Annotated in this window: 18 protein-coding genes; 9 read left to right on the forward strand and 9 right to left on the reverse strand. The window is 67.4% G+C overall.

Going from position 1 to position 19,268, the window contains the following annotated elements; all coding sequences use genetic code 11:
* Nucleotides 1–69 precede the first annotated feature (69 nt).
* From BLM15_RS13420 to BLM15_RS13435, 4 genes are all read right to left on the reverse strand, one after another.
* Nucleotides 70–1,260, reverse strand: coding sequence for a pyridoxal phosphate-dependent aminotransferase (locus BLM15_RS13420; RefSeq protein ID WP_126113225.1), 1,191 nt, complete (start codon nt 1,258–1,260; stop codon nt 70–72).
* 153 nt (nt 1,261–1,413) lie between these two features.
* A complete protein-coding gene (mscL, locus tag BLM15_RS13425) occupies nt 1,414–1,830 on the reverse strand; it encodes a large conductance mechanosensitive channel protein MscL (RefSeq protein ID WP_126113226.1) in 417 nt (138 codons plus the stop codon).
* A 218-nt stretch (nt 1,831–2,048) separates the two neighbouring features.
* Nucleotides 2,049–3,182, reverse strand: coding sequence for an L-dopachrome tautomerase-related protein (locus BLM15_RS13430; RefSeq protein WP_126113227.1), 1,134 nt, complete (start codon nt 3,180–3,182; stop codon nt 2,049–2,051).
* 18 nt (nt 3,183–3,200) lie between these two features.
* The gene (locus tag BLM15_RS13435; protein WP_126113228.1) at nt 3,201–4,214 is read right to left on the reverse strand and encodes a zinc-binding alcohol dehydrogenase family protein; all 1,014 of its coding nucleotides are present in this window, start codon (nt 4,212–4,214) and stop codon (nt 3,201–3,203) included.
* A gap of 96 nt (nt 4,215–4,310) precedes the next feature.
* Between BLM15_RS13435 and BLM15_RS13440 the strand changes: the two genes are divergently transcribed.
* Together BLM15_RS13440 and BLM15_RS13445 are read left to right on the forward strand one after the other, a co-directional pair.
* On the forward strand, nt 4,311–4,667 hold the full coding sequence (locus BLM15_RS13440; protein ID WP_126113229.1) for a winged helix-turn-helix transcriptional regulator: 357 nt from the start codon (nt 4,311–4,313) through the stop codon (nt 4,665–4,667).
* A gap of 195 nt (nt 4,668–4,862) precedes the next feature.
* On the forward strand, nt 4,863–8,438 hold the full coding sequence (locus BLM15_RS13445; protein ID WP_126113230.1) for a PAS domain-containing hybrid sensor histidine kinase/response regulator: 3,576 nt from the start codon (nt 4,863–4,865) through the stop codon (nt 8,436–8,438).
* Between the two features lie 11 nt (nt 8,439–8,449).
* On the opposite strand, the gene BLM15_RS13450 is transcribed toward BLM15_RS13445, so the two are convergent.
* Nucleotides 8,450–9,037 carry an acyl-CoA thioesterase gene (locus tag BLM15_RS13450; protein WP_126113231.1) on the reverse strand — a complete coding sequence of 196 codons (588 nt, stop codon included), beginning with the start codon at nt 9,035–9,037 and terminating at the stop codon, nt 8,450–8,452.
* A 291-nt stretch (nt 9,038–9,328) separates the two neighbouring features.
* Here BLM15_RS13450 and BLM15_RS13455 point away from each other — a divergent pair, with 291 nt between their 5' ends.
* From BLM15_RS13455 to BLM15_RS13470, 4 genes are all read left to right on the forward strand, one after another.
* Nucleotides 9,329–9,793 (forward strand): Lrp/AsnC family transcriptional regulator, encoded by a 465-nt coding sequence (locus tag BLM15_RS13455; protein WP_193219601.1) that lies wholly within the window; start codon nt 9,329–9,331, stop codon nt 9,791–9,793.
* Between the two features lie 62 nt (nt 9,794–9,855).
* Nucleotides 9,856–10,113, forward strand: coding sequence for an exodeoxyribonuclease VII small subunit (locus BLM15_RS13460; protein ID WP_057187566.1), 258 nt, complete (start codon nt 9,856–9,858; stop codon nt 10,111–10,113).
* A 23-nt stretch (nt 10,114–10,136) separates the two neighbouring features.
* Entirely contained in the window at nt 10,137–11,390 is a 1,254-nt protein-coding gene (locus BLM15_RS13465; RefSeq protein ID WP_126113232.1) for a YcxB family protein, read from the forward strand.
* Entirely contained in the window at nt 11,387–11,818 is a 432-nt protein-coding gene (locus BLM15_RS13470; RefSeq protein WP_126113233.1) for a hypothetical protein, read from the forward strand. The genes BLM15_RS13465 and BLM15_RS13470 overlap by 4 nt, the downstream gene beginning before the upstream one ends.
* A 119-nt stretch (nt 11,819–11,937) precedes the next feature.
* Here the strand turns inward: BLM15_RS13470 and BLM15_RS13475 are convergent, their stop codons facing one another.
* Entirely contained in the window at nt 11,938–12,858 is a 921-nt protein-coding gene (locus tag BLM15_RS13475; RefSeq protein WP_126113234.1) for a LysR family transcriptional regulator, read from the reverse strand.
* A gap of 85 nt (nt 12,859–12,943) precedes the next feature.
* Between BLM15_RS13475 and BLM15_RS13480 the strand changes: the two genes are divergently transcribed.
* Nucleotides 12,944–13,492, forward strand: a complete 549-nt coding sequence (locus BLM15_RS13480) for an NAD(P)H-dependent oxidoreductase (RefSeq protein WP_126113235.1) — start codon at nt 12,944–12,946, stop codon at nt 13,490–13,492.
* Between the two features lie 48 nt (nt 13,493–13,540).
* Here the strand turns inward: BLM15_RS13480 and BLM15_RS13485 are convergent, their stop codons facing one another.
* Both BLM15_RS13485 and BLM15_RS13490 read right to left on the reverse strand, forming a co-directional pair.
* On the reverse strand, nt 13,541–14,131 hold the full coding sequence (locus tag BLM15_RS13485; protein ID WP_126113236.1) for a biotin transporter BioY: 591 nt from the start codon (nt 14,129–14,131) through the stop codon (nt 13,541–13,543).
* A gap of 165 nt (nt 14,132–14,296) precedes the next feature.
* Nucleotides 14,297–14,965: a GntR family transcriptional regulator gene (locus BLM15_RS13490; RefSeq protein WP_126113237.1), complete on the reverse strand. Its 669-nt coding sequence runs from the start codon at nt 14,963–14,965 to the stop codon at nt 14,297–14,299.
* Between the two features lie 113 nt (nt 14,966–15,078).
* Between BLM15_RS13490 and BLM15_RS13495 the strand changes: the two genes are divergently transcribed.
* Nucleotides 15,079–15,999, forward strand: a complete 921-nt coding sequence (locus BLM15_RS13495; RefSeq protein WP_126113238.1) for a pirin family protein — start codon at nt 15,079–15,081, stop codon at nt 15,997–15,999.
* On the opposite strand, the gene BLM15_RS13500 is transcribed toward BLM15_RS13495, so the two are convergent.
* Nucleotides 15,977–17,200, reverse strand: a complete 1,224-nt coding sequence (locus tag BLM15_RS13500) for an MFS transporter (protein ID WP_126113239.1) — start codon at nt 17,198–17,200, stop codon at nt 15,977–15,979. The genes BLM15_RS13495 and BLM15_RS13500 overlap by 23 nt on opposite strands.
* 153 nt (nt 17,201–17,353) lie before the next feature.
* Here BLM15_RS13500 and dxs point away from each other — a divergent pair, with 153 nt between their 5' ends.
* Nucleotides 17,354–19,264, forward strand: coding sequence for a 1-deoxy-D-xylulose-5-phosphate synthase (gene dxs, locus BLM15_RS13505; protein ID WP_126113240.1), 1,911 nt, complete (start codon nt 17,354–17,356; stop codon nt 19,262–19,264).
* The last annotated feature ends 4 nt before the right edge of the window (nt 19,265–19,268 follow it).

Raw genomic sequence — 19,268 nt, forward strand, 5'->3', positions numbered from 1 at the left:
CGCATCAATGACGGCCACCAGCCTTCAGGTCAAACGCTCGGGGCGCAAGCGGGGCATGACACTGGCGTGTCAGCCGGCCAACGCCTTCTGCAGCCGCGCCACCGTCTCGACGAGGTCCGAAGCCTTGCGGGCGAAGCAGAGCCTGAGCCCCGTCTCGCCGCCCGGTCCGAAGGCGGTGCCGGGCGCCAGGCCGACATTGGCCTTGTCGACCAGCTCGATTGCCAGCGCGCGCGAATCGGTGCGGCCGTCGACGGCGAAGAACTGGTAGAAGGCGCCGTCCGGTGCCTGCAGCGTCACGCGGTTCGTCGCCTTCAGCCCTTCGGCGATGATGCGCCGGCCTTCGGTAGCGCGGGCGATCTGCTCGGCGACGAAGGGCTCGCCCTCCTCCAGCGCCGCGATCGCGGCGCGCTGGACGAAAACCGGCGAGCCGGAGGTCGAGTACTGGATCAGGTTCTCGACGATCTGGCCGAAGGCCGGCGGCACCTCGATCCAGCCGACGCGCCAGCCGGTCATCGCCCAGTTCTTCGAGAAGGTCTGGACAAAGAGGATGCGATCCTCCTGCTCCATCACGTCGTGGAAGGAGGCAGCGCGCGGCGAGCCATCATAGACGAAGCGGGCATAGATCTCGTCGGCGATGATCCAGATGCCATGTTTGCGGGCGATGGCGAGGATGGCGGCGAGCTCGTCACGCGTCGCGGTCCAGCCGGTCGGGTTGGCCGGCGAGTTGATGACGAAGGCGCGGGTGCGCGGCGAAATCGCCGCTTCCAGCTTCTCAAGGTCGAGCGTGAAGCGCCCGTCCTTGAACTGCATCGGCACGCAGACCGGATTCGCCCCGGCGACACCCATGGCGGCAGCGAAATTCGGCCAGGCCGGGGTCGGGATGATCAGCTCGTCGCCGATGCCGGCGATCAGGCGCACCGCGATCTGAACCGACTGCATGCCGGAGCCGGTGACGTAGAAGCGATCCATGGCGAAGGGGCGGCCATAGAGCGCGGTGTGGTAGCGCGCCAGCGCCTCGCGCAGCTCCGGAATGCCGCGCTGCCAGGTGTAGAAAGTCTCGCCCTCGGCCAGCGACTTGTTGGCGGCGCGGACGATGAACTCGGGCGTCGCGAGATCGCCCTCGCCGACCCAGAGCGGGATCAGCCCGGGCTTGAGGCGGCCATGGTTGACGACCTCGACGATGCCGCTCTCGGGCGCATTGCGCGCCTCGGGGCGCAGGTCGGCGATCAGACTGGTGCCGGCCGGTGCGTGCATGTTCATGGGCGGTCCTTCGGGCGATCTGTCGCGAGAAACATGCAAGCCAATCTAACGCAGATCGCGCCAGGGCGGCATGAATTGACGAGATCGACCCGATCGGTCGCAGTGATGGATCGCGGGGCGCGCTCGGACGTTCCGGCCCGCCCCGCGAAGACGTCAGGCCTTCTGCTTCAGCAGGTCACGGATCTCGCCGAGCAGCACGACATCTTGCGCAGGCGGCGCAGGCTCGGCCGGCTTGGCCGCTTCCTTGCGCTTGAGCCGGTTGATCCCCTTGACCACCATGAACAGCACGAAGGCGATGATCATAAAGTTGACCGCGATGGTGAGGAAGCTGCCATAGGCAAGCACGGCGCCCTGCTTCTTGGCATCGACGAGGACCGGCGCGGTGACGGCGCTGTTGAGGCCGATGAAGTAGTTGGAGAAGTCGACGCTGCCGATCGCGCCGATCAGCGGCATGATGATGTCGCCGACGAGCGATTCGACGATCTTGCCGAAAGCCGCGCCGATGATCACGCCGATGGCGAGATCGACGACATTGCCCTTCAGGGCAAATTCCTTGAATTCCTTGATCATGGCGCGCCTTTCCGAATGCCTGGCCAGTCTTCGGCATCGCGCTACGCAATGCCGCCCCCGCGGCAAGCTAGACCATCGACGGCGACGTAGGAAACCGCATTCGGGCTGTTCCCCTCGACCTTTCCCGAGACGAAAGCCGGCTTTGGGCTCCGATTGCCCACGAAGCGAAGTCGAGACGGCAACGAACACTGCGGCAGACATTCAAGCCGTGCTCGGGCTCAGTGCCCAATCCTGCCGGGCGCCAAAGGCTTGAAGCGGAAGATGTAGTAGGGCGCCTTGTTCAGGGCCTTACCGTCATTGAACAGGGCAGCCTGGGCGAGCTGCGCAGCCGAGACATACATGAAACCATCGGGCGAATAGCTGACGCCGTCGGGCCAATGCATCGCCTCGTTGACGGCGAAGCGCCGATACTGCCGGTCTTCGGCGGGAATGACGCCGACTGCTTTCGCCTCGACCTCGGTCAGGTAGAGATTGCCCCTGGCGTCGAGCGAGAAGCCGCCGTTGTTCGGCTTGGCGGCGTAGCGTTCGACCTTGCCACCGAGCTCGGCATCACCAAGCTTCTCGTCGATCAGATCGGCGATGCGCAGGCGGTAGACGCTCGTGCCACTGAGCGGCGCGTAATAGAGCCAGCGGAATTCCTTGTCCGCGGCGATGCCGTCGGCGCCGACCTTGATCACCGCAGGCTTGCCATCCTTGCCGGGCACGGTCAGGTCCTTGCCGTCGACCGTGATCGGTCGGTCCTCCGGCTTGGTGGTGGCGTGCCCCTGGAGCACCCGGCGCGCCGCGCCGGTATCCATGTCGACGACGACCAGCGCTGCCTTGCTGCCGTCGCCGCCCGGCCCGATGCCCTCATCGGCGATGTAGAACTTGCGGTTCTTCAGGTCGACAACGAAGTCGTTGTGCTGCGATTCCGGCAGCGAGGCCGGTGCCGGGATGTAGTAGATCCGGTGCAGCCGGTTGCGCTTGGCGTCCCAGCCGACGAGCTTCGGCGTCAGGGGCGTGCGCTGCCCCATATCCATCAGCCAGATGATGCCGTTCTCGTCGCCGCGCAGACCGAGCACGCTGTCGAGATAGCGGTCGGTGCCTGGCCGCGGCGTGTTCCAGCTCGCATCCGGGAACGGCTTGAACGATTTGCGGTCCGGGTTGAGCTCGGCGACGCGGATATCCGGCGCGAAGAACGGGTGATGGCTGAAGATCACGCGCTTGTCGGGCGTGAAGGTGATGTTGCCGACCGCCTGCGGCAATTCGGCGAAGATCTCGGCCTTCACCGGCTGTGCGGATTGCTGAGCTCGCGCGGCTTGAGGCGCCGCGAGAAGACCGGCTGCGATTGCGGCCGTGACGACGATACGCATGGTTTGCCCTCCCTTTTTTCAGAAGCCTTCGAGAACGATCTTGCCCTTGGCCGTGCCGCTTTCGAGCAGGGCATGGGCGCGCTTGAGATTGGCGGCATCGATCCTGCCGAAATGCTCGCCGAGCGTGGTCTTGAGCTTGCCGGCATCAACCATGGCGCTGACCTCGTTGAGCAATTCGTGCTGCGCGATCATGTCGGCGGTGCCGAAGAGCGAGCGCGTGAACATCAGCTCCCAATGCAGCGAGACGCTCTTGCGCTTGAGTTTCATCACGTCGATCGGCTCGGGATCGTCGATCAGGCCGAAGCGGCCCTGCGGCGCGACCAATTCGACGATCTCGTCGAAGTGCCGGTCGGTCTGGGTGGTCGAGAAGACGAAGGCCGGCGCGCCGATGCCGAGCGCGGCGACCTGAGCGGCCAGCGGTCTGGTGTGATCGACGACGTGGTCGGCGCCGAGTTCCTTGACCCAGGCCTGCGTTTCCGGCCGCGAGGCGGTCGCGATCACCGTGACGCCGCTGAGCTGCTTCGCGAGCTGGATCGCGATCGAACCGACGCCGCCCGCGCCGCCAATGATGAGCAGCGCGTTCGCTGCTCCCGGAACCGGCTTGCGGATGTCCAGTCGGTCGAACAGCGCCTCCCAAGCAGTGATCGCCGTCAAGGGCATCGCCGCCGCTTCCGCGACCGAGAGCGAAGCCGGCCGGCGCCCGACGATGCGCTCGTCGACGAGGTGATACTCGGCATTCGTGCCCGAGCGGCCGATCGCGCCGGCATAGAAGACCTTGTCGCCCGGCTTGAACAGTTCGGCATCGGGGCCGACCGCCTCGACCACGCCGGCGGCATCCCAGCCGAGTACCTTGACGCCACCAGCCTCGGGCTGTGCGCGCAGGCGCATCTTGGTGTCGACAGGATTGACCGAGACCGCCTCGACCCTGACCAGCAGGTCGCGGCCGGCAGCGGTTGGCTTGTCGAGCGCGAGGTCGAGCAGCGCCTCGGGATGCTCGATCGGATGGGATGCGCGATAGCCAACGGCCTTCATCGGAATATCTCCTGTTGAAGGCCAAGAAATACTGTTAGGCTCCATCGCCGCAATACGCACAAAACGGACCAGTAGTATCAAAATGGATACTGTCGGATGCTGAAGACAAAGAAGCGCTACGACTGCGCCGCCGGCTGCCCGGTCGAAGCGACGCTCGACCTGATCGACGGCAAATGGAAGGGCGTGATCGTCTATCACCTGCTGTCCGGCACGCTGCGCTTCAACGAGATCCGCCGGAAGCTGCCGAGCGCGACGCAGCGCATGCTCACCCGGCAATTGCGCGAGCTCGAGGAGTGCGGGCTCGTCCACCGCACGGTCTATGCGCAGGTTCCGCCGCGGGTGGATTACGCCCTGACGGAGGAAGGCCGCTCGCTCGAAGAGATCGTCCGCGCCATGCACGCGTGGGGGCAGCAGCGGATGGAGCGACTGGCGCAGGTACCGGCAGCAGCCTGAAACCGGCCTAAAGACCGATGGCGGCAATGGCGCGGCGGCGATAGGTTTGCCGGCGATCGCCGTTGCAGGAGCATGCTGCGAAAAAGTGGCAACGGTTTTTCGCGTAAAGCATGCTCCAAACTATTGGAATCGATCAGGCCATCCGCATTTGGACGGAATCGTCCAAATGCGGATGGCCTGATCTAGGGAGGCGCGATGCTACCGGCCTGGTCCGTCGTCCTGAGCGCGCTCGGCTATCTCTGCGTTCTGTTCGCGATCGCCCATCTCGCGGACACCACCGGACGTCGCCTGATGACCGGGCGGGCGCGCACAACGATCTATGCGCTTGCGCTCGGGGTCTACTGCACCTCCTGGACCTTCTACGGCTCGGTCGGCTTCGCCAACCGGGCGGGCTTCGACTTCCTCGGCATCTATGTCGGCCCGGCGCTGGTGATCGGGCTGGGGCACCGCTTCGTCGCCCGTATCGTCGATATCGCCAAGTCGCAGAACATCACCTCGATCGCCGACTTCGTCGGTGCGCGCTACGGCAAGAGCGAGCGCGTCGCGGCTCTGGTCTGCATCGTCGCGGTGGTCGGCGCCCTGCCCTACATCGCCCTGCAATTGAAGGCGGTGGCGAATTCGCTCTCGGTGTTCTTTGCCGCCGCTGGCGGTCCCCCGCCGATGACCGATATCCCGATCCTGAGCGACCTTGCCTTCCTGGTCGCCCTGGTGCTCGCCGGCTTCGCCTGCGCCTTCGGCACCCGCCATATCGACGCGACCGAGCACCAGGACGGACTGGTGCTGGCGATCGCGGCCGAGTCGCTGGTCAAGCTCGTCGCCTTCCTGGCTCTCGGTGTCTTCGTCGTCTACGGCCTGTTCGATGGAGCCGGCGACCTCTTCGCCCAGGCGGCGCGAGCCTCTGCGGACAAGCCGCCGATCTGGGAGCGGACGTCGAGCTGGCCGATGTTCCTGACGCTGACCGCCCTGTCCTCATGCGCCGCGCTGCTGCTGGCGCGGCAGTTCCACATGGCGATCGTCGAAAACCGCGATGTCCGGGATGTGCGCCGTGCCGCCTGGATGTTTCCGCTCTACCTCGTGCTGATCAACCTGTTCGTGCTGCCGCTGGCAGCGGCCGGCGAGGTCCTGCTGCCCGGCTCAGGCGTAGACCGCGACATGACCGTGCTGCTGCTGCCGCTGGAGAAGCAGGCCGGCTTCATCGCCCTCTTCGTCTTCATCGGCGGGCTTTCGGCTGGCACCGCCATGGTCATCGTCGCCTCTGTCGCGCTGGCGATCATGATCTCGAACCATCTCGTCACGCCGTTGCTGCTGCGCGGGCGCGGCGTCAGCGTCGACCCCGAGCGCGCGGCTGCGATGATCGAGCGCAAAGGCCGCAGTGGTCCCACCGGCGGCGACCTCGGCTCACAGGTCGTGCACATAAGGCGCGGCGCCATCGTCGTCGTCATCCTGCTCGGCTACGCCTATTACCGGGCCGCAGGCGAGGCGGCGCTGGTCTCGATCGGCCTGCTCTCCTTCGCCGCCACCGCCCAGATCGCGCCGGCGTTCTTCGGCGGGCTGATCTGGCGGCGCGGCACGGCACTCGGTGCTGCCGCCGGCCTCTCCGCCGGCCTGCTGACCTGGCTATACACGCTTCTGATCCCGAGCCTGGCCCTGCCCGGCGGCTACTGGGCGGAGATCGTCGCACACGGGCCGCTCGGCATCACCGCGCTGCGGCCGGAGGCTTTGTTTGGCCTGTCGTCGCTGCCGCCGCTGCCCCATGGCGTGCTCTGGAGCCTCGGCATCAACCTCGCCTGCTATGTCGGCTTCTCATTCATTCGCCCCGCGAGCGCAATGGAGCGGCTGCAGGCCAACGCCTTCGTCGAGTCGGACCGGGCGACCATGGCGCAATCCTTCTCGCTCTGGCGCTCCAGCGTCACCGAGGCGGAACTGCAGTCGACGATCGGCCGCTATCTCGGCCAGGAGCGGACGCAGCGCGCCTTCGAGGGCTTTGCCCATTCGCGCGGCGAGGTGCTGAACGGCACCCGCGAGGCCGATATCCACACGCTGCGCTTCGGCGAGCACCTGCTCTCCTCCGCGATCGGCGCCGCCTCCTCCCGCCTCGTGCTCTCGCTGCTGCTGAAACGGCGCAACCTCTCGACCGAAGCGGCCTTCAAGCTGCTCGACGACGCCTCGGCAGCTCTCCAGTACAATCGCGACATCCTTCAGAACGGCCTCGATCATGCCGGCCAGGGCATCACGGTGCTCGACCGCGACCTTCGGCTCCTCGCCTGGAACAAGGCCTTCATCCAGCTCTACGATCTGCCGCCGTCGCTGGTGCGCTTCGGCACCGGGCTCGACGAGATCGTGCGCTACAATGCCGAACGCGGTGCCTATGGCGCCGGCCCGCTCGACGAACTCATGGCGGCGCGACTGGAGAGCTTCATCAACGACCGCGAACCGGTCCGGCTCAGGCTCTATCCTTCGAAGAACGTGATCGAGATCCGCTCCAACCCGCTGCCCGATGGCGGCATCGTCACCACCTATACCGACATCACCGACTCGGTCGCGGCCGAGGAAGAACTCGAACGTACCAACGAGACCCTCGAAAAACGTGTCGCCGAGCGCACCGAGGAGATCCGCCACGTCAACACCGAGTTGCAGCGCGCCAAGGCCGAGGCTGACGACGCCAACGCCTCGAAGACACGCTTTCTTGCCGCAGCCAGCCACGACATCCTGCAGCCCCTGAACGCCGCCCGGCTTTACGCCTCCGCTCTGGTCGAACGCGACCGTGCCAGCACACAGCCCGACCTCGCCGAGAACATCGACGCCTCGCTCGATGCGGTCGAGGAGATCCTGACCGCACTGCTCGAAATCTCACGGCTCGACGGCGGCGCGCTCAAGCCCGAGATCAGCGCCTTCCGCCTCGACGAGCTGATGCGGCAGCTCCAGCGCGAATTTGAGCCGAGCGCCCAGGAGAAAGGTCTGAAGCTCGTCTTCGCGGCGACCGCGACGACCGTCCGCTCGGACCGGCGATTGCTGCGCCGCCTGCTGCAAAACCTGGTCTCGAACGCGATCAAATACACCCCGAATGGCAAGGTGCTGGTCGGCTGCCGCCAGCGTGGCGGGCAGGTTGCGATCGAAGTGCTCGACACCGGGCTCGGCATCCCGGCGAGCAAGCAGAAGACCGTGTTCCGCGAGTTCCAGCGCCTCGACCAGGGCGCCAGAGTGGCGCGCGGCCTCGGCCTCGGACTCTCGATCGTCGAGCGGATCGCGCGAACCCTCGACCACAAGCTCTTGCTCGCCTCGACACCGGGACGCGGCACGCGCTTCTCGATCCTGGTGCCACGCGCCGCGCCGCTGCCGGCGATGGCGACGGCAGCCGCTACGCGCAGCGCTCCACCCAGCAGCCAGCTCGCCGGCCTCAAGTTGCTCGCCATCGACAACGAGCCGACGATTCTCGACGGCATGCGGCTGTTGCTCGGCGGCTGGGGTTGCAAGGTCGAGACTGCGCGCGGGCTGGACGAGGCTTCCGCGCTCATCGCCGCGAATGGCGCCCCGGACGTGCTGATCGCCGACTACCATCTCGACCATGGCGAGAACGGCATCGCACTGATCTCGGCCCTGCGGCAGCAAGTCGGCGGACTGCCGGCGATCCTTCTTACGGCGGACCGCTCACCCGAAGTGCGCGAGGAAGCGGGCGCGCTCGATATCCACGTACTGAACAAGCCGCTGAAGCCCGGCGCGCTGCGGGCTCTGCTGGCGCAATGGCGCGCGACCCGGCTGGCTGCGGAGTAGCGCCGCTCCGGCTACTCCGGCACCGGCTCAGCCATGCCCTGCTCGACGGCTGCACCCGCCTGCCGCAACGCTTCTTCGGCTGCAAGGAAAGCCGCGACCTCGGGGCTGGGCTCCGGGCTTTCGACCGCGACACCCATCTCGGCGAAAAGGCGGGCAGCCGGCACATAGGCCCGGCCCTTGCGGTCGTAGAGCGCGGCGCGCACGAGCGCGACCGCAGCGACGATCTCCTGGCCGTCGCGCCCAGCCGCCAGGATGCGATGCTGCATCACGACCCAGCTCTCCCCCCAGCACAGCAGGCGCGTCTCCAGCCTGAGCGCGCGGAACAGGCGGACCTCGCGGCGGAAGCGGATCGTGCCGCAATTGACCACCGGAACCCAGCCATGGCGCAGGATCGCGCGCCAGAGACCGCTGCGCAGCATGAGGTCGGCGCGGCCGAGATCCATCAGCCCCCAATAGCGCGCATTGTTCATGTGCAGGCTGGTGTCGAGATCGTGGGGCCAGACCCGGAAGGGCAGGATCGAGGCCTCGAAAGGAGGCTTCAGCTTCGGCTGGAAGGGCCGCGTCAGCAGCAGCCAGATGAGGCGGAACCAGAGATTCATGGCGGCGTCCCGGAGAGAATAGTTTAGTTGTAAACGTTTTTGCTCACACGGCCAGACCCGCTTGGCGGGCGCCCGCGACGGCAAAGCCCGTCCGCCTCGATCTCGACTGGAAAAATCCGAATGTTGCGCTGCACGATCCTGCGGCACAGGGCGCAGGGACAGCGCCGCCATGCGGATAATGCGGGAGCACGCGCAAGATCATGCTTGCCAAGCGCGCTTTTTGCGCAGAAGCATCTGCGCTTTCCGGCGACCGCGCCAGACGGCACCGGCCCACGGGACGACGCCCCAGCGATGCAGATCGAACTCGATTCCCGCGACAAGACGATCCTGCGCATCCTCCAGAAGGATGGCCGGATTACCAATTCCGACCTGGCCGACAAGGTTCACCTCTCGCCCTCCGCCTGCCTGCGCCGTGTGCGCCAGCTCGAGGAGAGCGGGCTGATCCGCGGCTATGTGATGATGCTCGACGAGCGCATCGCCGGCTTCCCCGGTACCGCCTTCGTCTTCGTCACGCTCGACCAGCAGGGCCGCGCCTCGCTGGAGAGCTTCGAGAAGGCGGTGCAGGACCTGCCCGAGATCCTCGAATGCCACCTGCTCGCCGGCGCGCACGATTACCTGATGCGGGTGATCTATCGCGACAGCGCCGATTTCGAGCGCATCCACACCGACATCATCACGCAATTGCCGGGCGTCACCCGGGTGCAGTCGACGCTGACGCTGCGCACGATCAAGAAGACCTCGGCCCTGCCGATGTGAAAGCCGGGGTTGCGGGAGCGGGCATCAGAGCCGATAACGGCCGCCGAACAGGAATCACTCCCGTGACCGACGCCAAGACCAATGCCGATGTCGCCGGCCTGCCTTTCGAGGCGGCCCTGAAGGAACTCGAGGGCATCGTCGCCCGGCTTGAGCGCGGCGACGTGGCGCTGGAAGAATCGATCGACATCTACACCCGCGGCGAGGCGCTGAAGGCGCGCTGCGATGCGCTGCTGAAGCAGGCCGAGGCGCGCATCGAGAAGATCACGCTCGGGGCCGACGGCAAGCCGACCGGAACCCAGCCGCTCGACGTCGGGAACTAGGAACGCAGCCGGCGCGCCGCGGCATGCGCACCACGCCTTCCATATCGAGCAGGCCGCTCGCAGCTCCCCCGCCGCTCGACCTTGCGATCTCGCTCACCGGCGAAGACCGCATCGCCGGCATGCTGCACCTCTATCGCGACCTGATCGCGAGGCAGCGCCGGCGTATCCTGATCTTCACCGGCATCGCGCTCTTCCTCGTCATGCTCGGGCCGATCTCGATGATCTGGAGCGAGGGTGGACGCCGCAATCCGGGACTGCTCTGGCGTGGTTTCCTGGAGGCGCTTGCTGGCCCGTTCGGGATTTTCCTGGCAGCGCTCGTGCTGATCGGTGGCCTTGCCTATCTGCTGCACGGCCTGATGATGCGCAGCCGGATAAAGCGCTGGCTTCGTAATGAAGGCCTCACCACGCCGACGCCGTGCCAGTTCCGCCTGCACGAGGGCGGGCTCGACGGCAGCGAGCCCCACCACGCCAGCCATGTCGCGAGCTGGCGGCTGCGTGGGCTCGCCGAGGGGCCGGAGCACCTCTTCGTCGAGATCACCGGCATCGACGAGCTGGTCGCCCTGCCCCAACGCGAGCTGTCTGCTGCGCAGCAGGCGCAGGCGCGCGACTGGGCGGCGTTCTGCATCGGGCAGGCCAACAAGCCGGATCATAACGAGTCAGAGTTGCTCGCGGCCGAGCCGAGCGGCGAATCGGCCCTCGTACTGCGCTTTCACCTGACGCCGGAAGACAGGGTAGCGGCGATCCAGCGTCAGCAGATGCGGCTCTGGCCGCGCAGCCGCCATTTGCGCCGTCTTGCGATCGGGCTTGTCCTGGCACTCTTGCTGGTGCCGGCGGTGATGCTGTTCCTCTGGGTGATCGATCCCGATCGCGTGCCCTTCGAATTCGCCCTGCCGCTGTTCGCCGAGATGTGGGCGGTAACCTTCTGGCCGGTCACGGCGATCGTCGCTAGCTTCGTCCTGCTCGGTGCCGTGTTCAATCCCTGGGCGCTGCGCCAGCAGGCGAAGGGCCTCGGCAAGACCCTGCACCAGCGCGCCGAGGACGACGCGATCGAGGTCACGCTCTCGGCGGATGGTATCGCCAGCCGGCAGCGCGGCATCGCCCATCGCTATGACTGGGCCGCCTTCACCGGCATCGAGCGGCGCGGCGACCATATCTTCCTCGTCCTGCGTCATGGCGATCCCCTGCTGCTGCCGGTCCGCGTCCTCAATTCCGACCAGATGCAGCTATTCGATCGGCTGACGGCCACACATATCGGCCGTTCCGGAGAGGCTGCATGACCGGACGCCGTCAGTTCGCGCTTTGCATTGCCCTAATCGGCTACGCGCTTCTGGCCGGGCGAGTGAGTGCGGAGCCGCTTCCTCTACCCGATGGTCTCCTGCTCGATCTGCCTGAAGGCTGGCGGGTCGATGACCCCGCAGAGGGCGAAACTGGCAAAGATGGGCGGACCCGGATCCAGCTGGTCTGCGAAACACCGGCCTGCAAGCGCACGCAGGAGACCTGCACCATCCTGACGCGGACACAGCTTGTTGCCGGCGCGGATGACAATGCGCGACTGGCCTCGCTCTACGCTGCGCCGACCGACCGCTATTTCCGCATCCGCGCCGTGCTGCGCAGTACCAGCAAGGATGCGCAGGTGCTGCAGCCGCTGGCGCGCAGCGTTTGGGCCACGCGACTGGTGGACGATCGAGACCGACGCCCGCCATAACTACAAGTCCGGGCTGTTCGCCGAGACGGTGATCGACGGGCGCTATCTCGGCGTGATCTGCAAGACCTGCGAGACCGGCAGCGAGCGCCACCAAGCCGGCCGCGCTATCATGGCCAGCGTCAGGCCCGCGGACTGAGTGCGGCTGCTTCGCCGAGCACGGCTTCAATAAGGCGTGCGACATGCCGGACCGCCGGATCGCGCTCGCTGCGCCGGTGCCAGGCGAGATGCAGAGGGAAGCCCTCGACCGCGACCGGCGGCTCGAAGGTGGCGAAGCGATCAGCCTCATCGGGTGGCAAGGTCCGGCTCGGCAGGAGCGCGATCAAATCGGAACTCAGCAGCAAGGGCGGCACGCTGAGGAAGCTCGGCACGACCAGGCCGATATGGCGCTTGCGACCCAGCCGGGCGAGCGCCTCGTCGAGCGGACCATGGGTCTCACCGCGCCCGGAGACAAGCACATGCGGGAAGGCGAGCCAGCGATCGAGATCGAAGCCGGTCCGCGCCGGATGGTCCTTGCGCATCGCGACGACATAGCTTTCGCGCAGCAGTTCCCTTCGGGTGAAATCGGCGTCGATCGTCGGGAAGACCGAGATGGCGAGATCGGCCCGCCCCTGCGCCAGCGTGTCGAGCGTCGCCTGCGCGCCCTGCCAGGGCAGGATGGCGAGCGTCAGGCCCGGCGCAGTGCGCATCAGGCGCTCATAGACCCGGCCCGTCACCAGGGCCGGCGGCAATTCGGCCGTCATCACCCTGACGATCTGCACCAGGCTCTTCAGATCGGGCTCCGGCGCGTCGAGCAACCCGGTGACCTGGGCAAGGATGTCGCGCAGCGGCTGCCGTAGCGTCTGCGCCTTCGCGGTTAGGCGCATCCGCCCCCTGCCCCGCAGCAGCAATGGGTCGCCGAAGAGGTGGCGGCAGCGCTCCAGCGCGCTGGAGGCGGCCGGCTGCGACAGGCCGACCCGCTCGGCCGCGCGCGAGACATGCGCCTCGTCGAGCAGGACGTCGAGCACGACGAGCAGGTTGAGATCGACGATGCGTAAATTCATGAGATTGATAATATGATATATCGATCATCCATTGGAGTAATTTCTGAGCGCACCGCATCCTCCTGTCGAACCCAAGGAGGTCGCCATGACGCAGACGCTGATCCTGCTCTTCCATCCCGATTATCGCAGCTCGCGCGCCAACCGGGCGCTGGCGGAAGCCGCAAGCAGCCGGCCCGGCACGACCGTCGTCGATATGCAGGCGCTCTATCCGGATGGGCAGATCGACGGCGATGCGGAGGTCGCGCGGCTCCTTGCCGCCGGGCGCATCGTCCTGCAATTCCCGGTGCAATGGTATTCGACGCCGCCGCTGCTCAAGGCCTGGCAGGACGCGGTGCTGACCCGGATGTTCTACATCCACTACGCCGCGGAGGGCGCGAAGCTCGCCGGCCGGCCGATCCTTATCGCCGCCACCGCCGGCAACGTTCCCGAGGCCTACACGCCGAGCGGAGCCAATCTGTTCTCGCTGCGCGACCTGTTGAAACCGCTGCAGGCGACGGCACATCGCTGCGCCCTCGCCTGGCAGGAACCGTTCCTGGTCTATGACGTGCGCCGAGCTGATGCCGAAGCGCTGGCGGCAGCCGCCGACCACTATGTCGCGCGGCTCGCCCAGCTCGAAACCCGGCAAGCCGCCTGACCGGTACTCGTGGATAGGGCCGGCGCCGAGACGCCGGCCTGCTCCGACTCAAGCCTGTTCGGCCTTGTTCGTGCGGCGCACGAGCGCCATCAGGATCGCGGCACCAAGTCCCGACTTCACCAGCGAGCCGAGCAGGAAGGGCACGACACCGGCAAGCACGGCCTTTTCCGCGCCGATCAGCGTCGCAAGCCAGAGCCCGCCGAGCAGCAGGCAGAGAGCGTGGCCAAGCAGCATCGAAGCGAAGGCGAAAGCCGGCCGGCTGCCGTTCCAGCCACGCTCCGCCAGCAAGCCGACGAGCGCCGCGACGAGCGGGAATGAGAACAGGTAGCCAGAGGTCGGCCCCATGAACGGGGCGAGGCCGGCCTTGCCGCTCGCCAACACGGGCAGGCCGAGCGCCGCCTCGCCCAGCCAGGCGAGGATGGTGAGCGCGCCGAGCCGCCAGCCATAGAGCGCGCCGATCAGGATCACCGCCAGCGTCTGCATGGTCATCGGCACCGAGACCATCGGCACGCTGATCTGCGAAGCGATCGCCAGCACCAGAGTGCCGAGAACGACGGCCCCGAGCTGGACGAATGCCGGACGCGCCTGCAGATCGAGCGGGCTGAAGCGGGCGGGCGCGGCGTAGCTGAGATCGCTCATGGGTCTGCTCTCCATCGATTCCAAAATTATAGATAATTTAGCAAGCCGATCTATCTTAGAGTCCATAAGACCGATCGGATTGCAAGTCAGCAGCGCGTGGCTGTCCCGCGCGCGAAAATGCACAGCGGGGCTGCAGCCATGCCAACCGCGGCTCCGGCCCCGGCCTCAGCCCTGTATCGTGAAGACATCGCGGGTTCCGCCAGCGGCGGTCCGCACGGGTTTGGAACCGATCCACTGGACATGGCGGGCGAGAATCGCGGCCGCCTCATCGATTTGCCCAACACGCAACGCAGCGAGGATGGCGCGGTGGTCATGGTCGGTACGCGCCTCCCAGTCCGAGCGCCAAGCCGAGAACAGGAAACGGGCGCTGGCGGCATGGAGGTCGTCGATCGCCGCCAGCAGGCGCGGCATGGCGCAAGGCGTCACGATCAATCGGTGGAAGCGCCGATTCGCCTCCTCCCAAGCGCGGACATCGGGCGAGTTGTCGCCGGCGCGGGTCGCTTCCTCGGCCTCGTCGAGGATAGCGCGCGTCAGATGCGGCCCGGCATGGCGCAAAGCGAGCACCTCCAGCGCCGCGCGCATCTCGGCGACCTCGCGGACCTCGCGCAGGTCGAAGGCGGCGACGCGCACGCCGCGGCGCGGCTCGCTGACGGCCAACCCTTGCGCCTCCAGACGCTGGAAGGCTTCGCGCACCGGGACATGGCTCGCGCCGAACTCGGCTGCGACATGGTCCTGCCGCAACCTTGCGCCCGGCTCGAGCTGCCCGGAAATGATCCGTTCGGCGAGGACGCGACTGATGCGGACTGGAAGGGTCTCGGATTTCTCACTGGCCATGGATTATCGATAATTTCTCCGGCCGCCCGCGTCGAGCCCGCTGCGGCCGGTTGTACCCTTGTCGTGCACCGCGTCCGGGGCCAGTCTTCCCGAGCTCACAGGAGGACATCGCCATGTCGCAGCTGCCCGACCACGATCCGATCGCGGGCGACACCCGCTCCTGCGAGGCGCTCGAACAGGTGATCGTGCCGCGCGCGCATGATCTCGGCGGTTTCTCGGTGCGCCGCGCCCTGCCCTCGATCGGGCGCAAGATGGTCGGCCCCTTCATCTTCTTCGACCAGATGGGCCCGGCCGAGTTCCTGCTCGGCGAGGGCATCGATGTGCGCCCGCATCCGCATATCGGGCTCTCCACCGTCACCTATCTCTTCGACGGCGAGATCATGCACCGCGATTCGCTCGGCACGGCGCTGCCGATCCGACCGGGCGCGGTCAATCTGATGACGGCCGGGCGCGGCATCGTCCATTCCGAGCGCACCGCGCCGGAAGAGCGGCTGAAGGCGCCAAAGCTCTACGGCATCCAGACCTGGCTCGCCTTGCCGAAGACGCATGAGGAGGTCGCGCCGGAATTCATCCACCACGCCGCGCTGGAGCTGCCGCGCATCGTCGGCGAGGGTAAGCGCGTCAGCCTGATCATGGGCTCGGCCTTCGGCGAGACCTCGCCGGTGAAATTCCCCTGGGACACGCTCTATGCCGAAGCCGTGCTGGCGCCGGGCGCGATCCTGCCGCTCGACCCCGACTATCACGAGCGCGCCGTTTACATCGTCACCGGCAAGATCGACATCGCCGGCGACGAGTTCGGCGCCGGCCAATTGCTGATCTTCAAGCCGGACGACCGCATCTCGATCCTCGCCGTCGACCAGAGCCGGCTGATGCTGATCGGTGGCGAGCCGATGGACGGCCCGCGCCATATCTGGTGGAACTTCGTCTCATCCTCGAAGGAGCGGATCGACCAGGCCAAGCAGGAATGGAAGACCGGCCGATTCGACACCGTGCCCGGCGACGAGGAAGAGTTCATCCCGCTGCCGGAGCGCTGAGCTCGCCTGCCGGCATCGCCCGCAGCCGCGGCATCTGCGAGGCCAGGATCGCCAGCGTCGACAGTCCGAACAGGATAACCGGCAGCCACATCGCCGTCTCGACGCCGAACCATTCGCCGGCGAGGCCGCCGGCGAGCGCTCCCAACGGACGCATGCCGTACATGGCGGTGGTGATCGTCGCGCTGACGCGGCCGAGCAGCGGCTGCGGCGTCACCGCCTGACGCAAGGTCGTCTGGGTGATGAACCAGAGGATCGGGCCGAAGCCGAACAGGAAGAAGGCGAGTGCCAGCGCCGGCCAGCCCAGCGCCGGCGGCGCAAGCGCCAGCGCGGTTGCCCCGAAGAGCGAGACCGCCGGGCCGAAGACGAGCAGGAACCCGGTCGGCAGGCGCGCGATCAGCCAGGCGCCGGAGAGGGCGGCCGCGATCGCGCCCGCGCCATACACGGACGAGGCCAGGCCAACCGTCGCGGGATCGAGCGCCAGCACGCGCAGTGCATAGGGCGCGAGCAGCGCCATGAAGGCAAAGAAGGCGAGGTTCCAGCCGATGGCGCAGAGCGCGATCGGCCTGAGATAGGGATGGCGCGCGACGAAGGCGCCGCCCTCGGCGATGGCGCGATGCAAGGGCTGGCGCGGCTGCGCCGGCGGCTTCTCGGCGGGCAGGCGGGCGGCCGCAAGGATCACGACGACGCCGCAGGCAGCGCACAGCCCGAGGCCGAGCCAGCCCGAGGCGCGGGCCACAGCCCAGCCGGCGATCAGCGGCGCGATCAGGCTGAGGGCGGCGCGGCCGAGCTCGAGCCGGCTATTGGCGCGCGGCAGCTCGGCGAGCGTCACTGCTTTCGGCATCAGCACGAAGATCGAGAGCGCGATGGTGACCGGCCCCGCCGCCGCGATGAAAGTCGAGAGCGCCAATGAGGGCCCGATCGCGCCGCTTGCGAGCAGGACCGCACCGAGGCTGGAGCCCAGCGCCATCAAGGCACCGCCGGCGAGGATCAGCGTGCGCGGGGCCATGCGATCGGCGAGCACGCCGGCCGGCAGCGAGATCAGCAGCCAGGCGGCCGATTGCGCCGCGACGAGCAACCCGACGAAGCGCGGCGTCGCGCCGGCTTGAGTCGCAGCAAGTGTGATCGTGTCGAGCGCGAGCTTATCGGCGAACTGCGCCGTGACACCCGCGAGCAGCAGGGCGATGAAGAAGGGCGAGGTCATGGGAGGCGTCCAGCGAAGAGGATGGTCCCGATTTTCCAGATCGGGGCGGTTGCTCCCACCCGTTTCCTGCCCGGCTGCGACGACAAGCCGGTTTGCCAGCGTCGCCGTGAAAGACTATTTCGGAGGCACGATCCAGCAAGCTTCGGCCAGCCCTTGCCTCGCCCCCACACTCCGCTTCTCGACCAGACGCCCGATCCCGCCGCATTGCGCCGGCTCGACGATGCGCAGTTGCGCCAGCTCGCCGAGGAGCTCCGCGCCGAGACGATCGACGCCGTATCCGTCACCGGCGGCCATCTCGGCGCCGGGCTCGGCGTGGTCGAGCTCACCGTCGCGCTGCATCATGTCTTCGACACGCCGCGAGACCGGCTGATCTGGGATGTCGGTCACCAGGCCTATCCGCACAAGATCCTGACCGGTCGCCGCGGCGAGATCCGCACCCTGCGCCAGCCGGGCGGCCTCTCGGGCTTCACCAGGCGGGCGGAGAGCGAGTACGACCCATTCGGCGCCGCCCACTCCTCGACCTCGATCTCGGCTGGTCTCGGCATGGCCGTCGGGCGCGACCTTGCCGGCAGGCGCAACAACGTCATCGCCGTGATCGGTGACGGCGCCATGTCGGCTGGCATGGCCTATGAGGCGATGAACAATGCCGGGGCGACGGGCTCGCGGTTGATCGTCATCCTCAACGACAACGACATGTCGATCGCCCCGCCGGTCGGCGCGATGTCGGCCTATCTCGCCCGCCTCGTCTCGGGCCGGACCTATCGCTCGCTGCGCGAGGTCGCGAAGTACCTGGCCGAAAGGCTGCCGCGCTTCTTCCACGAGAAAGCGAAGCGGACCGAGGAATATGCCCGCGGCTTCTGGACCGGCGGCACCCTCTTCGAGGAGCTCGGCTTCTACTATGTCGGGCCGATCGACGGGCATAATCTCGACCATCTGCTGCCGGTGCTGCGCAATGTCCGCGATGCCGAGACCGGGCCGATCCTCGTCCATGTCGTGACGCAGAAGGGCAAGGGCTACGCGCCGGCCGAGGCCAGCGCCGACAAATACCATGGCGTCGTCAAATTCGATCCCGTCACCGGCCTTCAGGCCAAGGCGCCTGCGAACGCGCCGAGCTACACCAATGTCTTCGCCAACGCGCTGGTCAAGGCGGCGCGCGAGGACGAGAAGATCGTGGCGGTGACCGCCGCCATGCCGTCCGGCACCGGGCTCGACGCCTTCGGCAAGGAGTTCCCCGGGCGCACCTTCGATGTCGGTATCGCCGAGCAGCACGCGGTGACCTTCGCGGCCGGCCTTGCGACCGAAGGCTTCAAGCCGTTCTGCGCGATCTACTCGACCTTCCTGCAGCGCGCCTATGACCAGGTCGTGCACGACGTCGCCATCCAGAAACTGCCGGTGCGCTTTGCGCTCGACCGCGCTGGCCTCGTCGGCGCCGATGGCGCGACCCATGCCGGCGCCTTCGACGTCGCCTATCTCGCCTGCCTGCCAGACATGGTGGTGATGGCGGCTGCCGACGAGGCCGAACTCACCCATATGGTCGCGACAGCCGCCGCCTATGACGACGGGCCGATCGCCTTCCGTTATCCGCGTGGCGAGGGCGTCGGCGTCGAGATGCCCCAGCACGGCGTGCCGCTCGAAATCGGCAAGGGCCGGATCGTCAGGGAGGGCACGCAGGTCGCCCTGCTCTCGCTCGGCACGCGGCTGGCAGAATGCCTCGCGGCCGCCGAGCAGCTCGGCCAGCGTGGGCTATCGACCACCGTCGCCGACGCCCGCTTCGCCAAGCCGCTCGACGAGGCGCTGATTCTGCGCCTCGCCCGCGAGCATGAGGTGCTGGTCACGGTCGAGGAAGGCTCGGTCGGCGGCTTCGGCAGCCATGTCCTGCAATTGCTGGCGCGCGAAGGCGCGCTCGATCGCGGCCTGAAGATCCGCAGCCTGACGCTGCCCGACATCTTCCAGGAGCATAACAAGCCCGAGGCGATGTATGCGCAGGCCGGGCTCGACGCCGCCGGGATCGTGCGCACCGTCGAGACCGCGCTCGGCCCCGCCAGCGCCGCACGGCGCGCCTGAGCCC

It is taken from the genome of Bosea sp. Tri-49 (assembly GCF_003952665.1).
GTDB lineage: Bacteria > Pseudomonadota > Alphaproteobacteria > Rhizobiales > Beijerinckiaceae > Allobosea.

Bases quoted from the DNA above. Each gene is read 5' to 3' on its own strand.
- BLM15_RS13420 (WP_126113225.1), bottom strand. From the start codon at position 1,260: ATGAACATGCACGCACCGGCCGGCACCAGTCTGATCGCCGACCTGCGC.
- mscL (WP_126113226.1), bottom strand. From the start codon at position 1,830: ATGATCAAGGAATTCAAGGAATTTGCCCTGAAGGGCAATGTCGTCGAT.
- BLM15_RS13430 (WP_126113227.1), bottom strand. From the start codon at position 3,182: ATGCGTATCGTCGTCACGGCCGCAATCGCAGCCGGTCTTCTCGCGGCG.
- BLM15_RS13435 (WP_126113228.1), bottom strand. From the start codon at position 4,214: ATGAAGGCCGTTGGCTATCGCGCATCCCATCCGATCGAGCATCCCGAG.
- BLM15_RS13440 (WP_126113229.1), top strand. From the start codon at position 4,311: ATGCTGAAGACAAAGAAGCGCTACGACTGCGCCGCCGGCTGCCCGGTC.
- BLM15_RS13445 (WP_126113230.1), top strand. From the start codon at position 4,863: ATGCTACCGGCCTGGTCCGTCGTCCTGAGCGCGCTCGGCTATCTCTGC.
- BLM15_RS13450 (WP_126113231.1), bottom strand. From the start codon at position 9,037: ATGAATCTCTGGTTCCGCCTCATCTGGCTGCTGCTGACGCGGCCCTTC.
- BLM15_RS13455 (WP_193219601.1), top strand. From the start codon at position 9,329: ATGCAGATCGAACTCGATTCCCGCGACAAGACGATCCTGCGCATCCTC.
- BLM15_RS13465 (WP_126113232.1), top strand. From the start codon at position 10,137: ATGCGCACCACGCCTTCCATATCGAGCAGGCCGCTCGCAGCTCCCCCG.
- BLM15_RS13470 (WP_126113233.1), top strand. From the start codon at position 11,387: ATGACCGGACGCCGTCAGTTCGCGCTTTGCATTGCCCTAATCGGCTAC.
- BLM15_RS13475 (WP_126113234.1), bottom strand. From the start codon at position 12,858: ATGAATTTACGCATCGTCGATCTCAACCTGCTCGTCGTGCTCGACGTC.
- BLM15_RS13480 (WP_126113235.1), top strand. From the start codon at position 12,944: ATGACGCAGACGCTGATCCTGCTCTTCCATCCCGATTATCGCAGCTCG.
- BLM15_RS13485 (WP_126113236.1), bottom strand. From the start codon at position 14,131: ATGAGCGATCTCAGCTACGCCGCGCCCGCCCGCTTCAGCCCGCTCGAT.
- BLM15_RS13490 (WP_126113237.1), bottom strand. From the start codon at position 14,965: ATGGCCAGTGAGAAATCCGAGACCCTTCCAGTCCGCATCAGTCGCGTC.
- BLM15_RS13495 (WP_126113238.1), top strand. From the start codon at position 15,079: ATGTCGCAGCTGCCCGACCACGATCCGATCGCGGGCGACACCCGCTCC.
- BLM15_RS13500 (WP_126113239.1), bottom strand. From the start codon at position 17,200: ATGACCTCGCCCTTCTTCATCGCCCTGCTGCTCGCGGGTGTCACGGCG.